Source organism: Pseudomonas fluorescens, assembly GCF_001648775.1.
GTDB classification, from domain to species: Bacteria; Pseudomonadota; Gammaproteobacteria; order Pseudomonadales; family Pseudomonadaceae; genus Aquipseudomonas; species Aquipseudomonas fluorescens_M.
The window spans coordinates 18,647-43,879 of sequence record NZ_LVEJ01000032.1 but is presented as its reverse complement, the minus strand read 5'-3'; the positions used below and the strand labels follow the sequence as shown (position 1 = coordinate 43,879).

20 protein-coding genes and 1 pseudogene are annotated in these 25,233 nt (G+C 59.8%); 15 read left to right on the top strand and 6 right to left on the bottom strand.

Annotated features, from left to right (window positions below; genetic code table 11):
* Window positions 1-81: 81 nt before the first annotated feature.
* The 6 genes from A8O26_RS26345 to A8O26_RS26320 form a co-directional block, all read right to left on the bottom strand.
* Complete coding sequence (locus A8O26_RS26345; protein WP_016986393.1) at window positions 82-906, bottom strand: ABC transporter permease; 825 nt, start codon at window positions 904-906, stop codon at window positions 82-84.
* A complete protein-coding gene (locus A8O26_RS26340; protein ID WP_400754107.1) occupies window positions 896-1,816 on the bottom strand; it encodes an ABC transporter permease in 921 nt (306 codons plus the stop codon). Before A8O26_RS26340 ends, A8O26_RS26345 begins: the two co-directional genes overlap by 11 nt.
* A gap of 16 nt (window positions 1,817-1,832) precedes the next feature.
* Window positions 1,833-2,870, bottom strand: coding sequence for an ABC transporter ATP-binding protein (locus A8O26_RS26335; RefSeq protein ID WP_064120570.1), 1,038 nt, complete (start codon window positions 2,868-2,870; stop codon window positions 1,833-1,835).
* Between the two features lie 278 nt (window positions 2,871-3,148).
* On the bottom strand, window positions 3,149-4,300 hold the full coding sequence (gene ydcS, locus A8O26_RS26330) for a putative ABC transporter substrate-binding protein YdcS (RefSeq protein ID WP_064120569.1): 1,152 nt from the start codon (window positions 4,298-4,300) through the stop codon (window positions 3,149-3,151).
* Window positions 4,301-4,383: 83 nt separating this feature from the next.
* Complete coding sequence (locus tag A8O26_RS26325) at window positions 4,384-5,841, bottom strand: gamma-aminobutyraldehyde dehydrogenase (protein WP_064120568.1); 1,458 nt, start codon at window positions 5,839-5,841, stop codon at window positions 4,384-4,386.
* A 131-nt stretch (window positions 5,842-5,972) separates the two neighbouring features.
* Window positions 5,973-6,887 carry a LysR family transcriptional regulator gene (locus A8O26_RS26320; RefSeq protein ID WP_064120567.1) on the bottom strand — a complete coding sequence of 305 codons (915 nt, stop codon included), beginning with the start codon at window positions 6,885-6,887 and terminating at the stop codon, window positions 5,973-5,975.
* Window positions 6,888-7,076: 189 nt separating this feature from the next.
* Between A8O26_RS26320 and A8O26_RS26315 the strand changes: the two genes are divergently transcribed.
* The 15 genes and pseudogenes from A8O26_RS26315 to A8O26_RS26230 all read left to right on the top strand — a co-directional run bounded on the left by A8O26_RS26315 (window position 7,077) and on the right by A8O26_RS26230 (window position 25,128).
* The gene (locus tag A8O26_RS26315) at window positions 7,077-7,799 is read left to right on the top strand and encodes a tellurite resistance TerB family protein (protein ID WP_064120566.1); all 723 of its coding nucleotides are present in this window, start codon (window positions 7,077-7,079) and stop codon (window positions 7,797-7,799) included.
* 277 nt (window positions 7,800-8,076) lie between these two features.
* Window positions 8,077-9,174, top strand: a pseudogene (locus A8O26_RS26305) (acyltransferase family protein).
* The gene (locus tag A8O26_RS26300) at window positions 9,171-10,259 is read left to right on the top strand and encodes an acyltransferase family protein (protein ID WP_253757039.1); all 1,089 of its coding nucleotides are present in this window, start codon (window positions 9,171-9,173) and stop codon (window positions 10,257-10,259) included. Before A8O26_RS26305 ends, A8O26_RS26300 begins: the two are co-directional and overlap by 4 nt.
* A gap of 278 nt (window positions 10,260-10,537) precedes the next feature.
* Complete coding sequence (locus A8O26_RS26295; RefSeq protein ID WP_064120563.1) at window positions 10,538-12,160, top strand: methyl-accepting chemotaxis protein; 1,623 nt, start codon at window positions 10,538-10,540, stop codon at window positions 12,158-12,160.
* Complete coding sequence (locus tag A8O26_RS26290; protein ID WP_064120562.1) at window positions 12,160-12,696, top strand: chemotaxis protein CheW; 537 nt, start codon at window positions 12,160-12,162, stop codon at window positions 12,694-12,696. Before A8O26_RS26295 ends, A8O26_RS26290 begins: the two co-directional genes overlap by 1 nt.
* The gene (locus A8O26_RS26285; RefSeq protein WP_064120561.1) at window positions 12,693-13,964 is read left to right on the top strand and encodes a CheR family methyltransferase; all 1,272 of its coding nucleotides are present in this window, start codon (window positions 12,693-12,695) and stop codon (window positions 13,962-13,964) included. The genes A8O26_RS26290 and A8O26_RS26285 overlap by 4 nt, the downstream gene beginning before the upstream one ends.
* On the top strand, window positions 13,961-14,644 hold the full coding sequence (locus tag A8O26_RS26280) for a chemotaxis protein CheW (protein WP_064120560.1): 684 nt from the start codon (window positions 13,961-13,963) through the stop codon (window positions 14,642-14,644). The genes A8O26_RS26285 and A8O26_RS26280 overlap by 4 nt, the downstream gene beginning before the upstream one ends.
* Window positions 14,641-16,926, top strand: coding sequence for a hybrid sensor histidine kinase/response regulator (locus A8O26_RS26275; protein ID WP_064120559.1), 2,286 nt, complete (start codon window positions 14,641-14,643; stop codon window positions 16,924-16,926). The genes A8O26_RS26280 and A8O26_RS26275 overlap by 4 nt, the downstream gene beginning before the upstream one ends.
* The gene (locus A8O26_RS26270; RefSeq protein WP_064120558.1) at window positions 16,923-17,933 is read left to right on the top strand and encodes a chemotaxis response regulator protein-glutamate methylesterase; all 1,011 of its coding nucleotides are present in this window, start codon (window positions 16,923-16,925) and stop codon (window positions 17,931-17,933) included. Before A8O26_RS26275 ends, A8O26_RS26270 begins: the two co-directional genes overlap by 4 nt.
* A gap of 48 nt (window positions 17,934-17,981) precedes the next feature.
* On the top strand, window positions 17,982-18,983 hold the full coding sequence (locus A8O26_RS26265; RefSeq protein WP_064120557.1) for a response regulator: 1,002 nt from the start codon (window positions 17,982-17,984) through the stop codon (window positions 18,981-18,983).
* 588 nt (window positions 18,984-19,571) lie between these two features.
* A protein-coding gene (gene prfB / locus A8O26_RS29880; protein WP_102358477.1) for a peptide chain release factor 2 occupies window positions 19,572-20,667 on the top strand; the annotation gives its coding sequence in 2 pieces (ribosomal slippage) (window positions 19,572-19,643 and window positions 19,645-20,667; 1,095 coding nt in all).
* 112 nt (window positions 20,668-20,779) lie between these two features.
* Window positions 20,780-22,282 carry a lysine--tRNA ligase gene (gene lysS, locus A8O26_RS26245; protein ID WP_064120555.1) on the top strand — a complete coding sequence of 501 codons (1,503 nt, stop codon included), beginning with the start codon at window positions 20,780-20,782 and terminating at the stop codon, window positions 22,280-22,282.
* A 104-nt stretch (window positions 22,283-22,386) separates the two neighbouring features.
* Complete coding sequence (locus A8O26_RS26240) at window positions 22,387-23,100, top strand: TetR/AcrR family transcriptional regulator (RefSeq protein ID WP_064120554.1); 714 nt, start codon at window positions 22,387-22,389, stop codon at window positions 23,098-23,100.
* Between the two features lie 162 nt (window positions 23,101-23,262).
* Window positions 23,263-23,817: a hypothetical protein gene (locus A8O26_RS26235; protein ID WP_064120553.1), complete on the top strand. Its 555-nt coding sequence runs from the start codon at window positions 23,263-23,265 to the stop codon at window positions 23,815-23,817.
* A gap of 60 nt (window positions 23,818-23,877) precedes the next feature.
* Window positions 23,878-25,128, top strand: coding sequence for a flavohemoglobin expression-modulating QEGLA motif protein (locus tag A8O26_RS26230; RefSeq protein WP_172828215.1), 1,251 nt, complete (start codon window positions 23,878-23,880; stop codon window positions 25,126-25,128).
* Window positions 25,129-25,233: the final 105 nt, after the last annotated feature.

Sequence of the window (25,233 nt, the reverse complement as noted above, 5' to 3'; positions counted from 1 at the left end):
TCAGTCACCGGAGATGCTGGCTGTGCCGGCCTCTTCGCGAGCAAGCTCGCTCCCACATTTGATCTCGGTTCTTCCCGTAATCTATTTACCGCCGCTACCGGCAACGCTCTCGCCACCGCGCGTCAGGTAGTACGCGCCGAGGATCGGCAGCATCGTCACCATCATCACCAGCATGGCGACGACGTTGGTCACCGGCACATCCCGTGGCCGGCTCAGTTGGTTGAGCAACCACAACGGCAACGTGCGCTCATGCCCGGCGGTGAACGTGGTGACGATGATTTCGTCGAACGACAGCGCAAACGCCAACATGCCACCGGCGAGCAACGCCGAGCCGAGATTTGGCAGGATGATGTAGCGAAAGGTCTGCCAGCCATCGGCGCCGAGGTCCATCGAGGCCTCGATCAAACTGTGCGAAGTGCGGCGCAGGCGGGCAATGACGTTGTTGTAGACGATCACCACGCAGAAGGTCGCGTGGCCGACGATGATGGTGAACATCCCCGGCTCGATGCCCAGCGTCTTGAACGTCGCCAGCAGCGCGATCCCGGTGATGATCCCCGGCAGCGCAATCGGCAAGATCAGCATCAGCGAAATGCCCTGTTTGCCGAAGAAGTCGCGGCGATACAGCGCTGCCGAGGCGAGCGTGCCAAGCACCATCGCAATCAACGTGGCGATCGCTGCGATCTGCAATGAGAGCTTGATCGACTCCAGAACATCCGGCCGCGAAAACGCCACGCTGAACCAGTGCAACGTGAAACCCTTTGGCGGAAAGCTGAACGCGGCCTCTTCGGTGTTGAAGGCATAAAGGAAGATGATCAGGATCGGAAAGTGCAGAAACACCAACCCGCCCCACGCTGCGATTTTCAGGCCTAGAGAGGCATGCCCTTGTGATGAAGAATCAGAGCGCATCGAAAGCCCCCAGTCGTTTGACGATGGACAGGTACACCGCGATCAACACAATCGGCACCAGCGTGAACGCCGCCGCCATCGGCATATTGCCAATCGCACCTTGCTGCGCGTACACCATGCTGCCGACGAAGTAGCCCGGCGGGCCGACCAGTTGCGGCACGATGAAGTCACCCAAGGTCAGCGAAAACGTGAAGATCGAACCCGCCGCGATGCCCGGAATCGACAGCGGCAAAATCACCTGCATAAAGGTCTGACGCGGCTTGGCGCCAAGGTCAGCGGAGGCCTGCAACAGCGATGGCGGCAGACGTTCCAGCGACGCCTGAATCGGCAGGATCATGAACGGCAGCCAGATGTACACAAACACCATGAATCGCCCCAGATGCGAGGTCGACAAGGTGCTGCCGCCCACCCCGGGAATCCCCAAGATGAACTGCAAAACCGGCTCCAATCCCAAGTGCTGCACGAACCACTGCGCCACGCCGCCCTTGGCCAGCAGCAACGTCCACGCATACGCCTTGACGATGTAACTGGCCCACATCGGCATCATCACGGCGATGTAGAAAAACGCCTTGGTTTTGCCCGTGGTGTAGCGCGCCATGTAATAGGCGATCGGGAAGGCGACGATGGCGCTGGCGATCGACACGACGATGGCCATGCTCAGCGTGCGCAGGATGATGTCGAAGTTCGACGGCTGAAACAGCGCGGCGAAATTGGCCAGGGTCAGGTCAGGGGTGACCGCCATGGTGAAGTCGTCGAAGGTGTAGAAACCCTGCCACAACAGCACCAGCAGCGAGCCGAGGTAGATCGCGCCAAACCACAGCAATGGCGGCACCAGCAGCATCGACAGATACAGGTTCGGCTTGCGGTAGAGCAGGTTGGAAAACCTGCGCAACGGCGGCGATGTTGTCATCGCGAGCGTGCTCATGTCACACCCCGCTCGCCACGGTGTCGTGCAGCGCAATCATCGCTTCCCGCGCCCAACGTGCGCTCAGACGCTGGCCGGTCTGATGCTGCGCGCTGCTGTCGATCCACTGATTGTTGGCGTGGCTGATGCTCAGGGTCTGGCCGTTTTCCAGCTTCAATTCATAACGCGTGGCGCTGCCTTGGTATTGGATGTCGTGGAGCAGGCCGCTGACTTCAATTTCATGACTGGCCAGTGGGCCTTCGGCGAAACGAACGTGCTCCGGGCGGATCGAAAACGGCTGCGGGTGACCGCTGATTTCACGGGCCAGATCGCCACGAATCACGTTCGAGGTGCCGACGAACTCAGCGACAAATGTGGTGGTCGGTTTCATGTACAGATTGCGCGGCGTGTCGACTTGTTCGATGCGGCCCTTGTTAAACACGGCGACGCGGTCGGACATCGACAGCGCTTCGGTTTGATCGTGGGTGACGAAGATGAAAGTGATGCCGAGCTGGCGTTGCAGCTTCTTCAATTCGCTTTGCATTTGTTCGCGCAGTTTCAGGTCGAGCGCGCCCAAAGGCTCATCGAGCAACAGCACCCGCGGACGATTGACCAAGGCGCGGGCGAGGGCGACACGTTGGCGCTGACCGCCGGACAACTGCACCGGTTTGCGCGCGCCGTAACCGCCGAGGGCGACCATGTCCAAAGCTTCTTCGGCGCGTTTGTGCCGCTCGGTTTTGCCGACGCCTTTGACCTTTAATCCGTAAGCGACATTGTCGAGGACGTTCATGTGCGGGAACAGCGCGTAATCCTGAAACACCGTGTTGACGTCACGTTGATACGGCGGCAACCCGGCCGCTTCAGCGCCGTGAATGCGAATCGAGCCGGCGCTCGGTTGTTCGAACCCGGCGATCAGGCGCAGGCAGGTGGTTTTGCCCGAGCCGGAAGGGCCGAGCATGGAAAAGAACTCGCCGTCCTCGATATCGATGGAAACCCGGTCAACGGCTTTTACATCGCCGAACTGCCGGGAAACGTTGGTGAACTGGACTGCAAGCGTCATGGTGCGGTGCTCCAAAAAGGCGAAGGCCGTCGCAGCGGCCCTGCCTGGACTTCTGAAAAATCTGAATCGTTTTACGGTTTGCTTGGCTCACACATTCGGCGGACGAGATGCGATCCGCTTTTAGCTCCCTCTCCCTCCGGGAGAGGGCGGGGGGTGAGGGTGGCTTTATTGGCCATTGCTCTGAGGTCAAGAGCAAGGTCAAAAGCTACCCCCTCACCCCAGCCCTCTCCCCCAGGGGGGAGAGGGGGAAAGGGAGCCCGACCGAGTTGTTCCCGGACTTAACGGCCGCCCATGATCGCGATGTAGTCCTGAGTCCAGCGGCTATACGGCACAAACTTGCCACCTTCAGCCTGCGGGGTTTTCCAGAAGGCGATCTTGTCGAACTGGTCGAAACCGTTGGTCTTGCAGCCTTCAGCGCCAAGCAATTCGCTCTCCTTGCACGCCGCTGGCACCGCCGGCAACGAACCAAACCACGCCGCCACATCACCCTGGACTTTCGGTTTCAGCGACCAGTCCATCCACTTGTACGCGCAGTTCGGGTGCTTGGCCTCGGCGTGCAACATGGTGGTATCAGCCCAACCCGTGGCGCCTTCTTTCGGAATGGTCGACGCGATCGGCTGCTTCTCGTTCATCAAACCGTTGACCTGATACGGCCATGCGCTCGACGCCACCACGCCTTCGTTTTTGAAGTCGCTCATCTGCACCGTGGTGTCGTGCCAGTAGCGGTGGATCAGTGGCTGCTGCGCGCGCAACAGGTCGAGCACGGCTTTGTACTGATCTTCGGTGAGTTGGTATGGATCCTTGATACCCAATTCAGGCTTGGTCGATTTCAGATACAGCGCCGCATCGGCGATATAGATCGGGCCGTCGTAGGCCTGCACGCGGCCCTTGTTCGGCTTGCCGTCGGGCAGATTCTGCGCGGCGAACACCACGCTCCAACTGGTCGGTGCGGTCTTGAATACGTTGGTGTTGTACATCAACACGTTCGGGCCCCACTGATACGGGGTGCCGTAAGTCTGGTTGTTGACTACGTACCACGGCGCGTCTTTGAGGCGTGGGTCGAGGGTGTTCCAGTTCGGGATCAACGCAGTGTTGATCGGTTGCACACGCTTGCCGACGATCAATCGCAACGACGCATCGCCCGACGCGGTGACCAGATCGTAACCGCCCTTGGCCATCAGGCTGACCATTTCGTCAGAGGTGGCCGCTGTCTTCACGTTGACCTTGCAACCGGTTTCTTTTTCGAAACCGGTGACCCAGTCGTAGGCTTTATCGCTCTCGCCACGTTCGATGTAACCCGGCCACGCAACGATATCCAGCTGACCTTCGCCAGCGCCGACAGCCTTGAGCGGCTCGGCAGCTGAAAGGCTGGCGCTGGCCAGCAGGGCCGTGGTGATTGCACTGAGCAGTGCGGTCTTGTGCACGAACATGGTTGAACCCTCTTCTTTAAATTATGGTCGGGGCAGTTGTGAACGCGGTGCAGCATGCCGTTGGCGGCTTGTTATTAGCGTAGTCAGAGATGCTGGCCGTGGCGGGCCATGATGTGCCGCACCACGCTGTAGTCCTGCAGCGAATCACTGGATAAGTCTTTGCCGTAACCGGAGCGTTTCAGCCCGCCGTGGGGCATCTCACTGACGAGCATGAAATGGCTGTTGATCCACGTGCAGCCGTACTGCAAACGCGCTGCGACCTGCATCGCTTTGTCCAGATTCTGTGTCCACACCGACGAGGCGAGGCCGTATTCCGAATCGTTAGCCCAGTCGACGGCCTGCGAGAGTTCGTCAAAACGGGTCACGGTGACCACCGGGCCGAACACTTCGCGCTGGACGATTTCGTCAGTCTGTTTGCAACCGGCGAGCAGCGTCGGTTGATAGTAGAAACCGGCGCCGGAGTGCACGGCTGCACCGGTCACGCGTTCAATGTGCGGCTGGCCGAGGGCGCGTTCGACGAAACTGGCGACGCGGTCGCGCTGGCGGGTGCTGATCAGCGGACCGATCTCGTTGTCGGCGTCACGTTTTCCGGCGAAGCGCAGGCTGCTGACGGCGGCGCCGAGTTCGGCGACCAATTTGTCGTGAATCCCGGCCTGCGCGTAGATCCGGCACGCGGCGGTGCAATCCTGCCCGGCGTTGTAGTAGCCGTAAGTGCGCACGCCGTCGACCACGGCCTGAATGTCGGCGTCGTTGCAGACGATCACCGGGGCTTTACCGCCGAGTTCGAGGTGTGTGCGTTTCAGGGTTTTCGCGGCGGCCTGGAGGATTTTCTGCCCGGTGACGATATCGCCGGTCAGCGAGACCATGCGCACTTTCGCGTGGCCGACCAAGTGGCTGCCGACGCCTTCACCGCCACCGCAGATGATGTTGATCACCCCGCGCGGGAGGATTTCGGCCAGCGCTGGCGCCAGTGCAAGGATCGACAGCGGTGTGTGTTCGGACGGTTTGAACACCAGCGTGTTGCCGGCGGCGAGGGCCGGGGCGATTTTCCACGCGGCCATCATGATCGGGTAATTCCACGGCGCAATCGAGGCGACCACGCCAATCGGATCGCGACGGACCATGCTGGTGTAGCCCGGCAGGTATTCGCCACTGAGTTGGCCGGTCTGGCAACGCACGGCGCCGGCAAAGAAACGGAAGACATCGACGGTCGCGGTCAGATCATCCTGACGTGCCAGGTGCAGCGGCTTGCCGCAGTTCAGCGATTCGAGGCGGGCGAGGTGATCGGCGTGTTTTTCGACGGCGTTGGCGATGTCCAGCAACAGGTTTGAACGTTGCTGCGGCGTGGTGCGCGACCACTCGGCAAAGGCGCGGTGGGCCGCGAGGATCGCGGCTTCGACCTGCTCGGTGCTGGCCTCGGCGATGTGCGTGAGGATTTCGCCAGTGGCCGGATTGAGGATCGGCTCGACGAAACCTTCTCCGGCGACCAGTTCGCCGTCGATCAACAACGCGGTACACATCGGGGTTTGCGCGCCAGCCATTTTTCGCGATCTCTTTTCTTGTGTGGCCATTGTTGCTCCCAGATACCGGGAGCCGACCGTCTTATAGATGCAGCAAGACTAGTGCGCGGCTCCGAGGTCGACAAATGCTAAATACTGAAGGTGGCGTTCGATTAAATAGATGGCTTGCGCCCGCCGTGAGGTTGCTCGCGAGCGACGGTGAGGAATGGGTCGACGAGCGCCGGCCGCGCGGTGCCACGGCGCCAGGCCAGGCCTACGTCGAGGGTCTGGTTCAGATCGGCGATCGGTCGCGCTTCGATGATGTCGCCCTCCAGAGACCACGGTCGGTAAGTCATGTCGGGCTGGATCGACACGCCCAAACCGGCGGCGACCAGACTTCGCACGGCCTCGGTGGACGCGGTTCTCAGAGTGATTTTCGGTTGCAGCCCGGAACCGCGCCAGAAACGCTGTGCGTTGCGATCCATTTCATCGACGTTGAGTTGAATCAGCGGCTCGCGAGCGACGTCGGCAAGGTTGATGCTGTCGTGTTCCAGCAGTGGATGCTGGGCTGGGAGCCACAAGCGATGTGGCGAGTGGGTCAACACTTCGGTCTGCAAGGCGTGGCGATCTTCCAGATTGGAAAGGATCAGCACACCGACATCGATCTCGCCACTGACCAGCAAATGCTCGATGTAGGGCCGTTCATCCTCCATTACGCGAATTTCGACGTTGGGATAGGCGCGTTGGAATCGCGTGAGCAAATCTGCGAGGTAATACCCGGCCACCAGGCTGGTCACGCCGATGATTAACTGCCCTGCAACCTGATCGGTGCTCTGCTGCAAGCTGCGCTTGGCGTTGTCCACGGTTGCCAGAATCAAGTGCGCCTGGCGTAGGAATTGATGACCTTGATGCGTAAGAGTCATGCCTTTGGCGTGACGGCTGAACAGGCTGACACCGATTTCCTCTTCCAGTTGCTGGATCGCCAGGGTCAGGGTCGATTGGGAAATGAATGCGGTTTGCGCGGCCGCGGAGATCGAGCCGGTTTCAGCCACGGCGATGAAATGTCGAATCTGACGCAGGGTCATCATGAGCAGGCTACCCAGTGGGCGGTTTTTATAGATTGGCCTGAGTGTATATCGTTTTTTTTGAGGGAAGCTGTGAGCAGCGAGCCAACGCGCAAGCAACATCTGGAAGCACACTCGAACGCAGGGCGGAGGCACTTTCGATCTAGGCTGAGGGCCTTGTAGATCCGGATAACCCCTGTTTGGAGGCGGAACATGAACACCCGTGGATTACTCGATCAATTACTCAAATCTGGCCAGGATCTGTTGCAGAGCAAGGCTGGCGGTACCCAGAACAAACCCGCTGCCGGCGGTTTGGGCGGTTTGCTTGGCGGTGCTTCAGGTTCGAGTGGCCTGGGCGGTTTGCTCTCAGGCGCGGGCGGCGGTGCCCTGGCGGCGGGTGCCATGGGCTTGTTACTCGGCAGTAAAAAGGCCCGCAAGGTCGGTGGCAAAGTCGCGGTTTACGGTGGTCTCGCTGCGTTGGGCGTGCTGGCCTACAAAGCCTACGGCAACTGGAACGCGCAAAAAGGCGTGGTCCCGCAACGTGAGCCGCAGACCCTCGATCGCCTCCCCGCGGCGCAAGTCGAGCAACACAGTCAGGCGATTCTCAAAGCATTGGTCGCTGCCGCCAAGGCCGACGGCCACATCGATGACCGTGAACGCCAACTGATCGAAGGTGAATTCAGCAAACTCGACAACGATCAGCAATTGCAGCACTGGCTGCACGCCGAGCTCAACAAACCCCTCGACCCGACGGATGTCGCTCGCGCTGCCAGCACGCCGGAAATGGCCGCTGAAATGTACATCGCCAGCGTGATGCTGGTGGACGAGGAAAACTTCATGGAAAAGTCCTACCTCGATGAACTGGCACGCCAACTCAAGCTTGAACCGGGGTTGAAGACCGAGCTTGAAAAGCAGGTGCGACAGGCGACCCAGTAACCTTTCAGATGTCATCACGTGGAGGTCAATGCTGACTGGGCATTGACCTCCACGAGTGTGGCGCTCGTTGTTCTCTCAGGCTTTGCGACCTTCATTGCAAGTTTGAGTGCGAACATCCGTTGGCGTCCTGCGCCAAAAAGCCAGAAACCAGAAAACCGAGGCCATGAAGTGAATCCTCGGATAAACTTCCGTCGCTTTTTTTGGGTTCGTCCGAATATAAATACGGGCAACTCGCTCAACGGAGCAACTTTCACTGAAGAAGGATTCTTCAAGCAAAATGATCAGCCCCCATCGTTTGACTTACCTCGATTCTGTCAGAGCACTGGCAGCATTGGCCGTGGTCATTTCTCACTATGTTGAAAGAACGCCCCTGTTCAATTGGGCGGTTTTCGATTACTTGCGTCCCGGTCAGTTCGGCGTCGTGGTTTTTTTCATGGTCAGCGGTTTCGTGATCCCGTTCAGTTTCAAGGACGGCCCGGGAAAAAACAGGCGTTTCATACTTTCAAGATTTTTCAGGCTGTACCCTGCCTATTGGCTTTCAATAGTGCTGGCCTGTTTTGCCATTACGTTTTTTGTTTCGGGCGAACTTTAGAGGGGGAGAGTGCTGGCGAATATCACCATGCTTCAAACGATGATCGGATACTCCAACTTGTTCGGCGTGTATTGGACTTTATTTGTAGAGTTGGTTTTTTATGGCCTTTGTATCGCACTGAGTCTGGTCGGGTTGCTGGGGCATCTCAAGGCACGGTTCTGGTTGGCAATAGCATTGCTGATGCTCGCGCTGGCAGGCGCCGCAGGCCGCTATTATTACGCCGTCCCGGCCCCCGTTGGAATCTTGTCATCGCTTTCGTTGATGTTGTTTGGAGGGTTGTGGCGCAACTTTCAAATCGACCGCCATCCCAAGGCAAAACGCTACAGCATCATCTGGATTGCTGCATTTGTTGTCACCTTTCCGATCATCGCGCTGTTGGCTTACGATGTTGATCAAGGACTGCGAGAAAGTGCCTGGAATTTTATCGGCAGTTATTTCGCTGCGCTGATCTTCTTCATGTTGACTACCACAGTATTGAAGCTGGAGAACCGAGTACTTGCCTTTCTCGGGACGATCAGCTACTCCGTCTACTTGACCCACCCGTTTTTTCTGGAGTTGGCTGACTCGAGAGTTCATTTGCAGAACGGTTTCAATCTTCCCGTATTTGTTCTTTATTGCCTGGGCACGCTTGTCCTCTCATCGCTCTGTTATTTCCTGATAGAGAAACGCTCGATCGGATGGGGGCGGCGTATCAATGCGCTCCTCGATGCACGGTTGACGAGCCGGAGTGCGATCGGCAAAGCGAAGGCATCATCGCTCGAAGCGGGAGTTCAAGTTCGTTGAACACATTGACTTTCGCTGATAACGCGGCAGCAAGCCAACGGCATCGACTGACGCATCTGGATGCCTTGAGGGGCATCGCTGCAGTGTTGGTGGTGGTTGCGCACTTCATTGAAAGAACCCCGCTCAAGGACACGTTTTTTTTCACCTGTGTGAACCTGGGGCAAGTGGGCGTGGTGATCTTCTTCCTGCTCAGCGGGATGGTCATTCCCTACAGTCTGAAGGAGGGGCGGCATGCGCTGGCGGCTTTTGCCGTCTCGCGGTTTTTCAGGCTGTACCCGGCGTACTGGTTTTCCATTGCACTGGCGGTTGCGAGTTCGGACTGGTTTTTGTCGACACCTGTATCGCTGTCGACTGTGTTGATCAACATGACGATGTTCCAGGCTGTTCTGAAAACGCCGGATCTGTTCGGCGTTTACTGGACGCTGATCATCGAGATGTTTTTCTACGTGGCCTGCGCGGCGCTATTCAGCGTGGGACTTCTGGGCAAAGCCTGGGTGCGATTCAGCGTGGCAATCAGCCTGCTGGCCGTGGCGCTGATCTTTGCGATCAGCAGATTCTATCTGGCCAAAAAGATCCCCGTGGCGCTGCCGCTGTGCCTGTCGATCATGTTTTTTGGCAGTCTGTGGCGCGACGTCAGCCTTGGCGTGGCGGATATACGCGCTCGCCGGTTGGTCGCTGTCTGGCTGGCATTGTTTGTGGTTTTGCTGGCACCTATCTGCCTGCTGGCTTACAGCGCCGATCATGGGCACAAGGAAAACCCGTTCACCTATTTGATCAGTTACCTGATCGGAATGGCTTTTGCCCTGGTCGTGACCTTGTACCTGCGCAGATCCATCAAGAGCCTGACGTTTTTGGGCGCGATCAGTTATTCGGTGTATCTGCTACACCCGTTTTTTCTGGAGTGGGCGGCGTACGCGACAGACCTGCAGGCCGAATTCAACGGGGTGGTTTTTCTGAGCTATCTGATGGCAACGCTGGTGCTGGCCAGTTTCAGTCATGCGTTGCTGGAGAAGCCAGGTATCGGCATCGCAAGGGCGATCAATTCGAGATTGCAAGGCAGCTTCAAGCAAAGAGCGCAGGCCTGAGACAAGCTGCAATTTCCGGTAAAAGTGGGCCTCGGTTTTTGTGTGCGGCCGCAATATGCGTTTACGTTTTCGGCGGCGTAGCGACCGCAATGACCGATCCATCGCCCCTTTTTGCCATTACCCCACTGGCACGCCGACCCCCAGTTGTCGGACAGTCCCACCCCAGAGCCTTCCCGGCAACCACGCCGGACAGGCCCGGGGGTTAAAAAGCGTCTTATAAATGAAACACCGCCCTCGGCTATACTCCCCGCATTTCGACCTGGGCATGAGGAATCACTGTGAAGAACTGGACGTTGCGCCAACGCATTTTGGCGAGCTTTGCGGTGATTATCGCCATCATGTTGCTGATGGTCGTCGTCTCGTATTCGCGACTGTTGAAGATTGAAACCAGTGAAAACAGCGTGCGCGATGACGCGATTCCCGGCGTCTATTACAGCTCGATGATCCGTGGCGCCTGGGTCGACAGCTATCTGCAAACGCAAGAATTGCTCGGGCTCAAGGAAGGTCAGGGGATTTCCAGCGAGGACGCAGCGGACTACAAGGCGTTCGAGGCGCGTTTGCAGGAGCAGATGGCCAATTATCGCAAGACCATGGCGACCGAAGAGGATCGTATCGAGTTCACCGCGTTCGAGAAGTACCACGACGCCTACATTCAGATTCAGGATGCCGTGCTGGACCTGCACAAGCGCAATCTGGAAGCGGACGCCGTGAAAATGTTTCACGAAAAGCTCACGCCGGCCTGGTATTCCGGGCGCATGAAGCTTAACGACATCATCGGCGAAAACAAGAAAGTCGCCGATCAGGCCATGAACAATATCGACGATGCCGTGGCCGCCGCCAAAGTCAGCATGTTCATTTCCCTGTTCGTCGCGGTCCTGGCCGCCGGCCTGTGTGGCTTGTTGTTGATGCGTGCAATCATGGCGCCGATGAACCGCATCGTGAAGATCCTTGAAACCATGCGTACCGGCGACCTCAGTTCGCGTCTGAACCTCGACCGCAAGGACGAGTTCGGCGCCGTGGAAACCGGCTTCAACGACATGATGACCGAGCTGACCGCGCTGGTGTCGCAAGCCCAACGCTCCTCGGTACAAGTGACCACCTCGGTGACCGAGATCGCCGCGACCTCCAAGCAGCAGCAAGCCACCGCCACCGAAACTGCAGCGACCACTACCGAAATCGGCGCGACGTCCCGCGAGATTGCCGCCACTTCGCGCGATCTGGTGCGCACCATGACGGAAGTTTCCACCGCAGCCGATCAAGCCTCGGTGCTTGCCGGTTCCGGTCAGCAAGGCCTGGCGCGCATGGAAGACACCATGCACTCGGTGATGGGCGCGGCCGATCTGGTCAACGCCAAACTGGCGATCCTCAACGAGAAGGCCGGCAACATCAATCAGGTGGTGGTGACCATCGTCAAAGTCGCTGACCAGACCAACCTGTTGTCGCTCAACGCCGCGATTGAAGCCGAGAAGGCCGGTGAATACGGGCGCGGTTTTGCCGTGGTCGCCACCGAAGTGCGGCGTCTGGCCGATCAGACCGCGGTCGCCACCTATGACATCGAACAAATGGTCCGCGAGATCCAGTCGGCGGTGTCGGCGGGTGTCATGGGCATGGACAAGTTTTCCGAAGAAGTGCGTCGCGGCATGTCCGAAGTGCAGCAGGTTGGCGAGCAGTTGTCGCAGATCATCCACCAGGTTCAGGCGCTGGCGCCGCGGGTGTTGATGGTCAACGAGGGCATGCAGGCGCAGGCCACCGGCGCCGAGCAGATCAACCATGCGCTGGTGCAGTTGGGCGACGCCAGCAGCCAGACCGTCGAGTCATTGCGTCAGGCCAGTTTCGCTATCGACGAACTGAGCCAGGTGGCCGTCGGGCTGCGCAGCGGCGTTTCGCGATTCAAAGTCTGATGAGCGACATCATCGCCAAACGCAACACCACTCAAGTGGCGAAGCCGGCGTTGTTCCTGCTGTTTCGCATCGGCAGCGAGCGTTACGCCTTGCGCGCCACCGAAGTCGCCGAAGTATTGCCGCGCCTGCCATTGAAGCCGATCGCCCGGGCGCCGCAATGGGTTGCCGGCGTGTTCGCCTATCGTGGCGCGGTAGTGCCGGTCATCGACCTCAGTGCGTTGACCTTTGGCCATCCCGCTCAGGCGCGCACCAGTACGCGTCTTGTGCTGGTCAATTACCAGCCTGATGAATCGCGGCCGGTGCAATGGCTCGGACTGATTCTCGAACAGGCCACCGACACGCTGCGCTGCCATCCACAGGAATTTCAGCCGTATGGCCTCGACAACCGCGAGGCGCCGTACCTCGGTCCCGTACGCGAAGATGCTCAGGGCTTGGTGCAATGGGTACGGGTCAATGATTTGCTCGATGACGCAGTGCGCACCGTGCTGTTCCCCGATCCGCCGATGAATCCGACGCAGCTTGAGGCGCAGGCATGAGCAGCGATCAGCGCTTTTTCGACTTCCTCAAGGAACGCATCGGCCTCGATGTGACGTCGGTGGGGCCGGCGATCATCGAGCGCGCGGTGCGTCAGCGCACCACGCTCTCGCAAGCGGCGCATGCCGATGAGTATTGGCAGTTGCTGCAAGGCTCGCGGGATGAACAACAGGCGCTGATCGAAGCGGTGATCGTTCCCGAGACTTGGTTCTTCCGTTATCCGGAGTCCTTCGCCACGCTGGGCAAATTGGCGCGCAACCGCCTCGCCGAGCTGAACAATATGCGTGCGCTGCGCATTCTCAGCCTGCCGTGTTCCACCGGCGAGGAACCGTATTCGATTGCCATGGCCTTGCTCGATGCCGGGCTCAAGCCGCATCAGTTCAAGGTCGACGGCATGGACGTCAGTCCGCTGTCGGTGGAAAAGGCCCGGCGCGCGTTGTACGGCAAGAACTCGTTTCGCGGTCAGGATCTGGACTTTCGCGAACGCCACTTCACGTCTGAGCAGGATGGCCATCGGGTCAACGAAAACGTCCGTGAGCAAGTCCGTTTGCAGGTCGGCAACGTGCTCGATCCAACGCTGTTGGCCAGTGAGCCAGCCTTCGATTTTGTCTTCTGTCGTAACCTGCTGATCTATTTCGATCAGCCCACCCAGCAGCAAGTGTTCGAAGTGCTCAAGCGCCTGACCCATTTCGATGGCGTGCTGTTTATCGGCCCGGCCGAGGGCAGTTTGCTCGGACGTCTGGGCATGCGTTCGATCGGCATCCCGCAGTCGTTTGCGTTCAGCCGTCACAGCGACCCGCACCCCGAGCCATTGCCGACACCGAAACCGATCGCGGTGCCGCTCAGCCAACCGCCACGCAGCACACCGCCAGCGCCGGTGCGCACTCGGCCGTTTGCCGCAGTGACGCCGTTGCCGACCGTCGGCAAAAGCGCGAACCCGGACGCGGCGAGCCTGCTGGCGAACATCGCCGCGCTGGCCAATGAAGGCAAAAGTGCCGAGGCCCGCGCCGCGTGCGAACAGTATTTGCGTAGCCACGAACCGGTGGCTCAAGTGTTTTATTGGCTCGGCCTGCTCAGCGATGTCGCCGGTCTGACTCTCGAAGCCCAGGGTTTTTACCGCAAGGCGTTGTACCTCGAGCCGCAACACCCCGAAGCGTTGATGCACCTGGCCGCGTTGCTGCAGGCTCAGGGCGACAGCGCCGGTGCCAGACGATTGCAGGAACGTGCCGCCCGCAGCGGCCGCACCGCCGACAGTGAGCGTAAACGATGATCCCGTCCGACACCTTGAACGTCACCCACGAAGACGCCCGGGCCATCGACGATTGCTGGAACCGCATCGGCATCCACGGCGAGAAGTCCTGTCCGCTGCTGGCCGAGCACATTCATTGCCGCAATTGTTCGGTGTACTCCGCCGCCGCCACGCGACTGCTCGATCGTTATGCGTTGCAGCAGGACGAGCGCGATCCGGTGGCCACGGCGGTTGAAACGGACGTGAAAACCCGTTCATTGCTGATGTTCCGTCTCGGCGAAGAATGGCTGGGCCTGGCGACCCGCAGCCTGGTTGAAGTGGCGCCACTGCAGGCGATTCACTCGTTGCCGCACCAGCGCTCGCGGGCCCTGCTTGGCGTGGCCAATGTGCGCGGCGCGCTGGTGGCGTGCCTGTCGCTGGTTGAATTGCTCGATCTGGATGCCAGCGCCGCTCCGGCTGTCAGCGGGCGAATCATGCCGCGCATGTTGATCATCGCTGCCCATGGCGGGCCGGTGGTGGTGCCGGTGGATGAGGTGTACGGCATCCATGCCATCGATGAGCGGATCCTCGACGCCGCGTCGCAATCCGGCGCCCAGGCCAGTGCCAAATACACCCGTGGCGTCCTGCAATTTCGCGGTCGCAGTTTGCGTTGGCTGGATGAAGAACAGCTGCTGTCCGCCGTGACCCGGAGCCTCACATGACCCCCGAGCAAATGCGCGACGCCTCGCTGCTTGAGCTGTTCAGCCTCGAAGCCGAGGCCCAGACCCAAGTGCTCAGCGCCGGGCTGCTGGCGCTGGAGCGCAATCCGACTCAGGCCGATCAACTGGAATCGTGCATGCGCGCGGCGCACTCGCTCAAAGGTGCGGCGCGCATCGTCGGCATCGACAGCGGTGTCAGCGTCGCGCATGTCATGGAAGATTGTCTGGTCAGCGCGCAGGAAGGGCGCCTGCTGCTGCGCCCCGAACACATCGATGCGTTGTTGCAGGGCACTGATTTGCTGATGCGCATTGCGACGCCGGCGAATGCTCCGCAACCGGCTGACATCGAAGCGTATGTGACGTTGATGGCGCAGTTGCTCGATCCATCATCCGCGCCTGCCGTCGCCGCGCCAGTCATGGCCGAATTGCAACTGGAGGCTCCGCGCGCTGAGCCGACGCCGCCAGCGCCCATCATCGACGTTGCCAGTGAGCCACCAGAACCGGCACCGCGCAAAAACAAACGCACCACCGAAGGTGGCGAACGCGTCTTGCGTGTTACCGCCGAGCGCCTGAACAGCCTGCTCGATCTGTCGAGCAAATCGCTGGTCGAAACCCAACGTCTGAAACCGCATCTGGCGACCATGCAGCGTCTCAAGCGCATGCAGAGCAACGGTCTGCGCGCGCTGGAAAACCTCAATGTGCACCTCAAGGAACATGCGCTGAGCCTTGAAGCGCTGGAAGCACTGGAAGATGCGCGGCGTCTGCTCGCCGAATCGCAGCAACTGCTGAGCGAAAAAAACGCCGAACTCGACGAGTTCGCCTGGCAGGCCAGCCAGCGCGCACAAGTGCTCTACGACACCGCGCTGGCCTGCCGCATGCGGCCCTTTGCCGATGTGCTCACCGGTCAGGTGCGCATGGTCCGTGATCTGGGCCGCAGCTTGGGCAAGCAGGTACGTCTGGAGATCGAGGGCGAGAAAACCCAAGTCGACCGCGACGTGCTTGAGAAACTCGAAGCGCCGCTGACGCATTTGCTGCGCAACGCCGTCGATCACGGCATCGAAACCCCGGAGCAACGGCTGCTCAAGGGCAAACCTGAAGAGGGCGTGATCCGCCTGCGCGCTTCGCACCAGGCCGGTCTGCTGGTGTTGGAATTGAGCGATGACGGCAACGGCGTCGATCTGCAAAAAGTCCGCCGCAGCATCGTCGAGCGGCAGTTATCCCCAGCGGAAACGGCGGCGCAGTTGAGCGAGGAAGAACTGCTGACCTTCCTGTTCCTGCCCGGTTTCAGTCTGCGCGATACCGTCACCGAAGTGTCTGGCCGGGGCGTCGGTCTGGATGCCGTTCAACACATGGTTCGCCAGTTGCGCGGGGCCGTGGTGCTGGAACAGACGGCGGGCGAGGGCAGTCGCTTCCATCTGGAAGTGCCGCTGACCTTGTCGGTGGTGCGCAGTCTGGTGGTGGAGGTCGGCGAAGAAGCCTACGCCTTCCCGCTGGCGCACATCGAGCGCATGTGCGATCTGGCGCCGGAAGACATTGTGCAGGTCGAAGGTCGTCAGCATTTCTGGCATGAAGGCCAGCACGTCGGACTGGTCGCGGCCAGCCAGTTGCTCAACCGCCCGGCCAGCCAGAACAGCGGCGAAACCCTTAAAGTCGTGGTGATCCGCGAGCGCGATGCGGTTTATGGCGTTGCCGTGGAACGCTTCATTGGCGAGCGCACGCTGGTGGTCTTGCCACTCGACGAGCGTCTGGGCAAAGTGCAGGACATCTCCGCGGGCGCCTTGCTCGACGACGGTTCGGTGGTGTTGATCGTCGACGTCGAAGACATGCTGCGTTCCGTGGATAAACTGCTCAACACCGGACGCCTGGAGCGCATTGCCCGCCGCGGCAATCAGGCCGCCGAGGCGGCGCGCAAGCGGGTGCTGGTGGTCGACGATTCGCTGACCGTGCGCGAGTTGCAACGCAAGCTGCTGCTCAATCGCGGCTACGACGTCGCGGTGGCGGTGGACGGCATGGACGGTTGGAACGCACTGCGTTCGGAGGACTTTGATTTGCTGATCACCGACATCGACATGCCGCGCATGGACGGCATCGAACTGGTCACGCTGCTGCGCCGCGACAACCGTCTGCAATCGCTGCCGGTGATGGTCGTGTCGTACAAGGATCGCGAAGAGGACCGCCGCCGTGGACTGGACGCCGGGGCGGACTATTATTTAGCCAAAGCCAGTTTTCATGACGACGCCCTGCTCGACGCAGTGGTCGAGCTCATCGGAGGAGCGCGGGCATGAAGATCGCAATCGTCAACGATATGCCAATGGCGGTGGAGGCGCTGCGCCGGGCGCTCGCCTTCGAGCCGGCGCACCAAGTGGTCTGGGTCGCCAGAAATGGCGCCGAGGCGGTGCAACTGTGTGCCGAAAACACCCCGGATCTGATCCTCATGGACTTGATCATGCCGGTGATGGACGGCGTCGAAGCCACCCGGCGGATCATGGCCGAAAGCCCGTGCGCCATCGTCATTGTGACCGTCGACCGTCAGCAGAACGTGCACCGGGTGTTCGAAGCCATGGGCCACGGCGCGCTGGACGTGGTCGATACCCCGGCCCTCGGCGCCGGCAATGCGCAGGAAGCAGCCGCGCCGTTACTGCGCAAGATCCTCAATATTGGCTGGCTGATTGGCGACAAGCCGCAACGCTCACGCCCGACGCCGACACCCCAGCGCAGCTCCGCTTCGCGCCAGCGGCTGGTGGCGATCGGCTCGTCCGCCGGTGGGCCGGCAGCGCTGGAAGTATTACTCAAAGGCTTGCCGAAGGATTTCTCGGCAGCCATCGTGCTGGTGCAGCATGTCGATCAGGTCTTCGCCGCCGGCATGGCCGAATGGCTGGCCAGCGCCAGTGGCCTCAATGTGCGCCTGGCCCGCGAGGGCGAACCGCCGCAGGCCGGTGCGGTATTGCTGGCGGGCACCAATCACCATATTCGCTTGTTGAAAAACGGCACGCTGGCTTACACCGCCGAGCCGGTGAACGAGATTTACCGTCCCTCGATCGACGTGTTTTTCGAGAGTGTCGCCAGCTATTGGAATGGCGACGCCGTCGGGGTTTTATTGACCGGGATGGGACGCGACGGGGCGCAAGGGCTTAAGCTCATGCGCCAACAGGGTTATCTGACCATCGCGCAGGATCAGCACAGCAGTGCGGTGTATGGCATGCCCAAGGCCGCTGCGGCCATTGATGCCGCCGTAGAAATACGTCCACTGGAAAGAATAGCGCCACGATTGCAGGAGATTTTCCCCAAATGATCAGGTCAATCCGCAATCCTGGCCCCCGCAGTACTCAGGTGACCGCCCATGAATGACTTACAGATCGACGACATTAAAACCGACGAAAACGCCGCCATGGTGTTGTTGGTGGACGATCAGGCCATGATCGGCGAAGCCGTGCGCCGTGGGCTGTCGAACGAAGAGAACATCGACTTCCACTTTTGTTCCGACCCGCATCAGGCCATTGCGCAAGCGGTGCGGATCAAGCCGACGGTGATTCTGCAGGACTTGGTGATGCCCGGCCTCGATGGCCTGAGCCTGGTGCGTGAGTACCGCAATCACCCGGCGACCAAGGACATTCCGATCATCGTCCTGTCGACCAAGGAAGACCCGCTGATCAAGAGTGCGGCATTCTCGGCCGGGGCCAACGATTATCTGGTGAAACTGCCGGACACCATCGAACTGGTGGCGCGCATCCGCTATCACTCGCGCTCCTACATGACGTTGCTGCAACGTGATGCCGCATATCGTGCATTGCGGGTCAGCCAGCAGCAATTGCTCGATACCAACCTGGTGCTGCAACGGTTGATGAACTCCGATGGCCTGACCGGGTTGTCCAATCGCCGCCATTTCGACGAATACCTGGAGCTGGAATGGCGTCGTTCGTTGCGGGATCAGAGCCAGTTGTCGCTGCTGATGATCGATGTCGATTACTTCAAGTCGTACAACGACAGCTTTGGTCACGTTGAAGGGGATGAGGCGTTGCGCAAGGTCGCCACGGCGATCCGCGACGCCAGCGCGCGACCGTCGGACTTGCCGGCGCGTTATGGCGGGGAAGAGTTTGTGCTGGTGTTGCCGAACACCTCGCCGGGTGGTGCGCGGCTGGTTGCAGAGAAATTGCGTCAGACCGTGGCCGCGCTGAATATTCCGCATAACGCCCCGGCTGAAGGCGCCAGCCTGACCATCAGCATCGGCCTGGCGACGATGGTGCCGCAGTCGGGTACGGATTGCCGCTTGCTGATCTCGGCGGCGGATCGCGGGTTGTACCTGGCCAAAAACAATGGCCGCAACCAGGTCGGGATCGAGTAACGGCTGACCCTCATCGGAACGCCGCCCGCCCAGCCCTCTCCCGGAGGGAGAGGGGGCCGACCGTGGTGTCTGGCGCTGTACATCGACCTGATCGAACGAGTCGATTATGGATCTGCAAGCTTGGCACTTCCGGATTCAGCAAAGCCCTCTCACGTCGGCGTACCTCTCAAATATCCCCCGATCGGTCCCCTCTACCTCTGGGAGAGGGCTAGGGTGAGGGCCGGCCCGTACGCCAATTTCCGCCCGAAAGCCTTGGCGATCATGGATTCGGCAAAGCCCTTTCACGTCGGCGTACCTCCCGAACATCCCCCAATCAGTCCCCTCTCCCTCTGGGAGAGGGCTAGGGTGAGGGCAGGCCTATACGCCAATTTCCGCCTGAAAGCCTTGGCGATCATGGATTCAGCATAGCCATTTCAGGTCGGCGTACCTTCCGAATATCCCCCAATCAGTCCCCTCTACCTCTGGGAGAGGGCTAGGGTGAGGGCAAAGGGTTTAATGATCCCCACACCCGCCAGACGGGCTGCCGTCCCAGCCTGATTACGTTATACTCGCCGGCTTTCAAAAGTTCGCCAACGAGTGCTGCCCGTCATGGAAATCAACCCGATCCTGAACACCATCAAGGACCTGTCCGAGCGCTCCGAAACTATTCGGGGGTATCTTTGACTACGATCAAAAGCATGAGCGTCTGACTGAGGTCAATCGCGAGCTTGAAGATCCGAGTGTCTGGAACAAACCTGAATACGCCCAGGAGCTGGGCCGCGAGCGTTCGGCGCTGGCGCAGATCGTCGATACCCTCGACGAATTGAACGCTGGCCTGGCCGATTGCCGCGACCTGCTGGACATGGCCGTCGAAGAAAACGACGAAGGCGCAGTGGGCGATGTCGTCGCCGAGCTGGCCCGTCTCGAGGAAAACCTCGCCAAACTCGAATTCCGCCGTATGTTCAGCCATGAAATGGACCCGAACAACGCCTACCTGGACATCCAGGCCGGTTCTGGCGGCACCGAAGCCCAGGACTGGGCCAACATCCTCCTGCGCATGTACCTGCGCTGGGCGGATAAACGCGGTTTCGACGCGACTATCATGGAACTGTCGGCCGGTGAAGTCGCCGGTATCAAAGGTGCGACCGTGCACATCAAGGGCGAATACGCCTTTGGCTGGCTGCGTACCGAGATCGGCGTGCACCGTCTGGTGCGCAAGAGCCCGTTCGACTCCGGCAACCGTCGCCACACCTCGTTCTCCGCGGTGTTCGTCTCGCCAGAGATCGACGACAAGGTCGAAATCGAAATCAACCCGGCAGACCTGCGGATCGACACCTATCGTTCCTCCGGTGCCGGTGGTCAGCACGTAAACACCACCGACTCGGCCGTACGGATTACTCACGTACCGACCAACACCGTGGTCAGCTGCCAGAACGAACGTTCCCAGCACGCCAACAAGGATACCGCCATGAAAATGTTGCGGGCCAAGTTGTACGAGCAGGAAATGCAGAAACGCAACGCCGCGTCGCAAGCGCTGGAAGACACCAAGTCCGACATCGGCTGGGGTCACCAGATTCGCTCGTACGTGCTCGATGCGTCGCGGATCAAGGATCTGCGCACCAACATCGAACGCAGCGACTGCGACAAGGTACTCGACGGTGATATCGACGAATACCTGTATGCCAGCCTGAAATCAGGGCTGTAAAAGACGCAATACAGGGCGACTGATTCACCTCGATCCCTGTAGGAGCCAGCCTGCTGGCGATCCCCGGGCCGCAAGGCCCGGAGGCAATGAACCTGATGGAATATCTAAAGACATGAGCGACCAACAACTCGACCCGCAAGCCCTGCAACAGGAAGAAAACTCCCTGATCGCCCTGCGCAAGGAAAAGCTGGCTGCCGAGCGCGCCAAGGGCAACGCCTTCCCGAACGACTTCCGCCGCGAAAACTACTGCGAAGATCTGCAGAAGAAATACGCGGACAAGACCAAGGAAGAGCTGGCAGAGGCTGCAATCCCGGTCAAGGTTGCCGGTCGCATCATGCTCAACCGTGGCTCGTTCATGGTGATTCAGGACATGACCGGTCGCATCCAGGTCTACGTCAACCGTAAAACCCTGTCGGAAGACACCCTGGCCGCGGTGAAAACCTGGGACATGGGCGACATCATTGCCGCCGAAGGCACCCTGGCGCGTTCCGGCAAGGGCGACCTGTACGTTGAAATGACCAGCGTGCGTCTGCTGACCAAATCGCTGCGCCCGCTGCCGGACAAGCACCACGGCCTGACCGACACCGAACAGCGCTACCGTCAGCGTTACGTTGACCTGATCGTCAACGATGAAGTGCGCCAGACGTTCCGCGTGCGTTCGCAAGTGATCGCGCACATCCGCAGCTTCCTGATGAAGCGCGACTTCCTCGAAGTCGAAACGCCGATGCTGCAGACCATTCCGGGCGGCGCGGCGGCCAAGCCGTTCGAAACCCACCACAACGCGCTGGACATGGAAATGTTCCTGCGTATCGCCCCGGAGCTGTACCTCAAGCGTCTGGTGGTTGGTGGTTTTGAAAAGGTCTTCGAGATCAACCGCAACTTCCGTAACGAAGGCGTCTCGACCCGTCACAACCCGGAATTCACCATGTTGGAGTTCTATCAGGCGTACGCCGATTACGAAGACAACATGGACCTGACCGAAGAACTGTTCCGTGAACTGGCGCAGCTGGTACTGGGCAGCACCGACGTGCCGTACGGCGACAAGGTGTTCCATTTCGGCGAGCCGTTCGTGCGTCTGTCGGTGTTCGACTCGATCCTCAAGTACAACCCTGAGCTGACCGCCGATGATCTGAACGACATCGACAAGGCCCGCGCCATCGCCAAGAAGGCCGGCGCCAAGGTGCTGGGCTTCGAAGGTCTGGGCAAGTTGCAGGTGATGATTTTCGAAGAACTGGTCGAGCACAAGCTGGAACAGCCGCACTTCATTACTCAGTACCCGTTCGAAGTGTCGCCACTGGCGCGTCGTAACGATGACAACCCGAACGTCACCGACCGTTTCGAGCTGTTCATCGGTGGCCGTGAAATCGCCAACGCCTACTCCGAGTTGAACGACGCGGAAGACCAGGCCGAGCGCTTCATGGCGCAGGTGGCCGACAAGGACGCCGGCGACGACGAAGCCATGCACTATGACGCCGACTTCGTTCGCGCGCTGGAGTACGGCATGCCGCCAACGGCCGGTGAAGGTATCGGCATCGATCGTCTGGTGATGTTGTTGACCAACTCGCCGTCGATCCGCGATGTGATCCTGTTCCCGCACATGCGACCGCAAGCGTAAACGTTTCAGTTAAAAAGCCGCCTAAAACAGGCGGCTTTTTATTGCCTGTCTGGTACAAATGTATCAATTGGTTACTTTTGAATTGCAGAGGAAGTTCTGTCGTGATGGGTGCATTAGCTCAAGAAGGTGCAGCGGGTATCGCCACTGCGGTCGCTGAAAGTGTTCAGTACCAGGGCCGCAAGGCCAGCCGACAGGGCAGTGAGCAGCGTCGCCAGGACATTCTCGACGCCGCGATGCGCATTGTCGTGCGCGACGGCGTACGTGCGGTGCGCCACCGCGCAGTCGCCGCTGAAGCCGGCGTGCCGCTGTCGGCGACCACGTATTACTTCAAGGACATCGATGACCTGCTCACCGATACCTTCGCCCAATACGTCGAGCGCAGCGCGGCCTACATGGCCAAGTTGTGGGTCAACAATGAAGGTCTGTTGCGTGACATGGTCGTCAGCGGCGACGGCAGCCCCGAGTCGCGCTCGCAACTGGCGGACGACATTGCGCGGTTAATGGCCGACTATGTGCACCGGCAATTGGTTAACCGGCGTGAGCATTTGATGGCCGAGCAGGCGTTCCGCCAGGAAGCGCTGCTTAATCCGCGTCTGGCGATTCTGGTGCGCTCGCATCAGCAGATTCTGTTGCAGGGCACCTGCCAGTTGTTCCAGGTGCTGGGCTCGCGTGAACCGCAACAGGATGCCAAGGTGTTGACGGCGATTATCGGACGGATGGAATATCAGGGCCTGCTCAACGACGCCGAGCCTTTGGCCGAAGAGGACATGCTCGGCATTCTGACGCGTTACATGCACCTGGTGCTTGCGTCGGTCTGACCCTCTGGGGGAAACACCTGACCCTGTGGGAGCGAGCTTGCTCGCGAAGACGGACTGACATTCAACATTAATGTTGGCAGTACCACCGCTTTCGCGAGCAAGCTCGCTCCCACAGGTTCAGTGGTGTATTCGAGGGCGGCCAATGTTCATAGGGAGTTTTGAATGAAAGCCTGGCGTGGCGTGCTGATCGCCTTGTCGTTCCTGCTGCTCAGTGGTTGTCTGGTGACCTTCAAGGAACCGCTGGCCGCCAGTGACCCGGCGCCCAAGGGCCTGCTCGGCAAATGGTCGAGCACCAATGCCTGGGGCGAGCCGATGAACCTTGAGCTGACCCGCCTGGGCAATGACCGCTATCAGGCCGTCACCTATTTCAAGGCCAAACCTCACGAGCGCGAAGCCTATCCCTTCACCGTGTCGCGCCATGGCAGCCGCTGGTATCTGTCGGCGAAAGTCCCGGCGCGCTTCGGCGGCCACTTCATCATTGCCGGTTTCGAACTCACCGATAAACACGAATTGGTGGTCTATAACCTCGATCTCGAACAGATCAATCAGGCAATCAAACAAAAAGCCCTCGACGGTCAGGCCTTCGCGACCGACGATGGCGACGGCGTACTGGTCGACAGCAACCTCGACAAGGTCTTTGCTTACCTCGACGATCCGGCCAATTCCGATGTCTTCGTCGAAGCCGTGCGCTACCAGCGCCAGGCCCGCGCTAAATAATTCAGAACGTCAGGTTTTCTACAGGAGTTTCGGGTGGACGATTACCAGCAGACGATACGCATGTTGTCCGACCGCATTGTGCTGGCGCAGACGCCGATCCGTGTGCTCGACGCGGTCAAGTGGGACGAGAACATCCGCAAGGGTTTCCTCAGGGCCAAAGGCAAGGAAATGCCGGCGGTGGATCGCGACTATTACCTCAATCGGCCGCTGAGTTTCGATTCGAGCAAGGTCAAACTGGAATTCCAGAACATCGAGCGCGACATCACCCGCCAGCTCGGCCAGTTCAATCCGGTCGGGCAGATCATGCGGCGCATGTGCAAGGAATACCGCATGGTGGTGCGCATGCTCGAAGCGCGCGGCACCGAGGATTTCGGCCTGATCTCGCAAGAGCTGTATGGCGCCGCGTCCGATGCGTTCCACGCCGGTGACCCGACCCTGGCCGACCTCGGCCTGATGATGTCCGACTACCTGAACAACATTGATGGCCGTGGCGATCTGAAGGACGAGCCGAAAATCCTCACCGCCAAAGACGCCGTGCACCTGCTGCAAACCCGTTTGAACAAAGTCTTCGGCGAGGCCGAGGAAACCATTCGCGTGTTTGAGTCCGACGGCATCGTTGCTGACGCCGCAGCGGGCGCTGACTACATCAAGATCCGCACCGATGCGATGTTCAACGACCGCGACGTGCGTGCGCTGGAAGTCCACGAAGGTCTGGTGCACGTCGGCACCACGCTCAATGGTCTGAACCAGCCGATCTGCACCTTCCTCTCCAAAGGCCCGCCGTCGTCGACGGTGACGCAGGAAGGCCTGGCGATCCTGATGGAAATCATCACCTTCGCCTCCTATCCGAGTCGCCTGCGCAAACTGACGAACCGTACGCGCGCCATTCACATGGTCGAGGAGGGCGCCGACTTCCTGCAGATCTTCGAGTTCTTCCGCGAGCAGGGTTTTGAAATGGCGGAAAGTTACGGCAATGCCAGTCGGGTTTTCCGTGGCTCAACGCCGACCGGTCTGCCATTCACCAAAGACTTGTCCTACCTCAAGGGCTTTATCATGGTTTACAACTACATTCAGTTGGCCGTGCGTAAGGGCAAGCTTGAGCAGATTCCGCTGTTGTTCTGTGGCAAGACCACCCTGGAAGACATGCGTACCCTGCGCCAGTTGGTGGATGAAGGGTTGGTGGTGCCGCCGAAGTATCTGCCGGATCAGTTCCGCGATTTGAATGCGTTGTCGGCGTGGATGTGCTTCTCCAACTTCCTCAACCATTTGAGCCTGGACCGGATCGAAGCGGATTACTCCAATATCCTCTAGGCGATGAGTTACCCCTGTGGGAGCGAGCTTGCTCGCGAAAGCGGTCTGACATTCAGACTATTTGTCGACTGACACTCCGCCTTCGCGAGCAAGCTCGCTCCCACA

Coding starts and splice junctions, on each gene's coding strand:
- A8O26_RS26290 (WP_064120562.1), top strand. CDS start 12,160: ATGAGCGACATCATCGCCAAACGCAACACCACTCAAGTGGCGAAGCCG.
- A8O26_RS26285 (WP_064120561.1), top strand. CDS start 12,693: ATGAGCAGCGATCAGCGCTTTTTCGACTTCCTCAAGGAACGCATCGGC.
- A8O26_RS26230 (WP_172828215.1), top strand. CDS start 23,878: ATGTTGTCCGACCGCATTGTGCTGGCGCAGACGCCGATCCGTGTGCTC.
- A8O26_RS26345 (WP_016986393.1), bottom strand. CDS start 906: ATGCGCTCTGATTCTTCATCACAAGGGCATGCCTCTCTAGGCCTGAAA.
- A8O26_RS26275 (WP_064120559.1), top strand. CDS start 14,641: ATGACCCCCGAGCAAATGCGCGACGCCTCGCTGCTTGAGCTGTTCAGC.
- A8O26_RS26335 (WP_064120570.1), bottom strand. CDS start 2,870: ATGACGCTTGCAGTCCAGTTCACCAACGTTTCCCGGCAGTTCGGCGAT.
- A8O26_RS26265 (WP_064120557.1), top strand. CDS start 17,982: ATGAATGACTTACAGATCGACGACATTAAAACCGACGAAAACGCCGCC.
- A8O26_RS26325 (WP_064120568.1), bottom strand. CDS start 5,841: ATGGCTGGCGCGCAAACCCCGATGTGTACCGCGTTGTTGATCGACGGC.
- ydcS (WP_064120569.1), bottom strand. CDS start 4,300: ATGTTCGTGCACAAGACCGCACTGCTCAGTGCAATCACCACGGCCCTG.
- A8O26_RS26340 (WP_400754107.1), bottom strand. CDS start 1,816: ATGACAACATCGCCGCCGTTGCGCAGGTTTTCCAACCTGCTCTACCGC.
- A8O26_RS26235 (WP_064120553.1), top strand. CDS start 23,263: ATGAAAGCCTGGCGTGGCGTGCTGATCGCCTTGTCGTTCCTGCTGCTC.
- A8O26_RS26280 (WP_064120560.1), top strand. CDS start 13,961: ATGATCCCGTCCGACACCTTGAACGTCACCCACGAAGACGCCCGGGCC.
- A8O26_RS26320 (WP_064120567.1), bottom strand. CDS start 6,887: ATGATGACCCTGCGTCAGATTCGACATTTCATCGCCGTGGCTGAAACC.
- A8O26_RS26240 (WP_064120554.1), top strand. CDS start 22,387: ATGGGTGCATTAGCTCAAGAAGGTGCAGCGGGTATCGCCACTGCGGTC.
- A8O26_RS26270 (WP_064120558.1), top strand. CDS start 16,923: ATGAAGATCGCAATCGTCAACGATATGCCAATGGCGGTGGAGGCGCTG.
- A8O26_RS26315 (WP_064120566.1), top strand. CDS start 7,077: ATGAACACCCGTGGATTACTCGATCAATTACTCAAATCTGGCCAGGAT.
- lysS (WP_064120555.1), top strand. CDS start 20,780: ATGAGCGACCAACAACTCGACCCGCAAGCCCTGCAACAGGAAGAAAAC.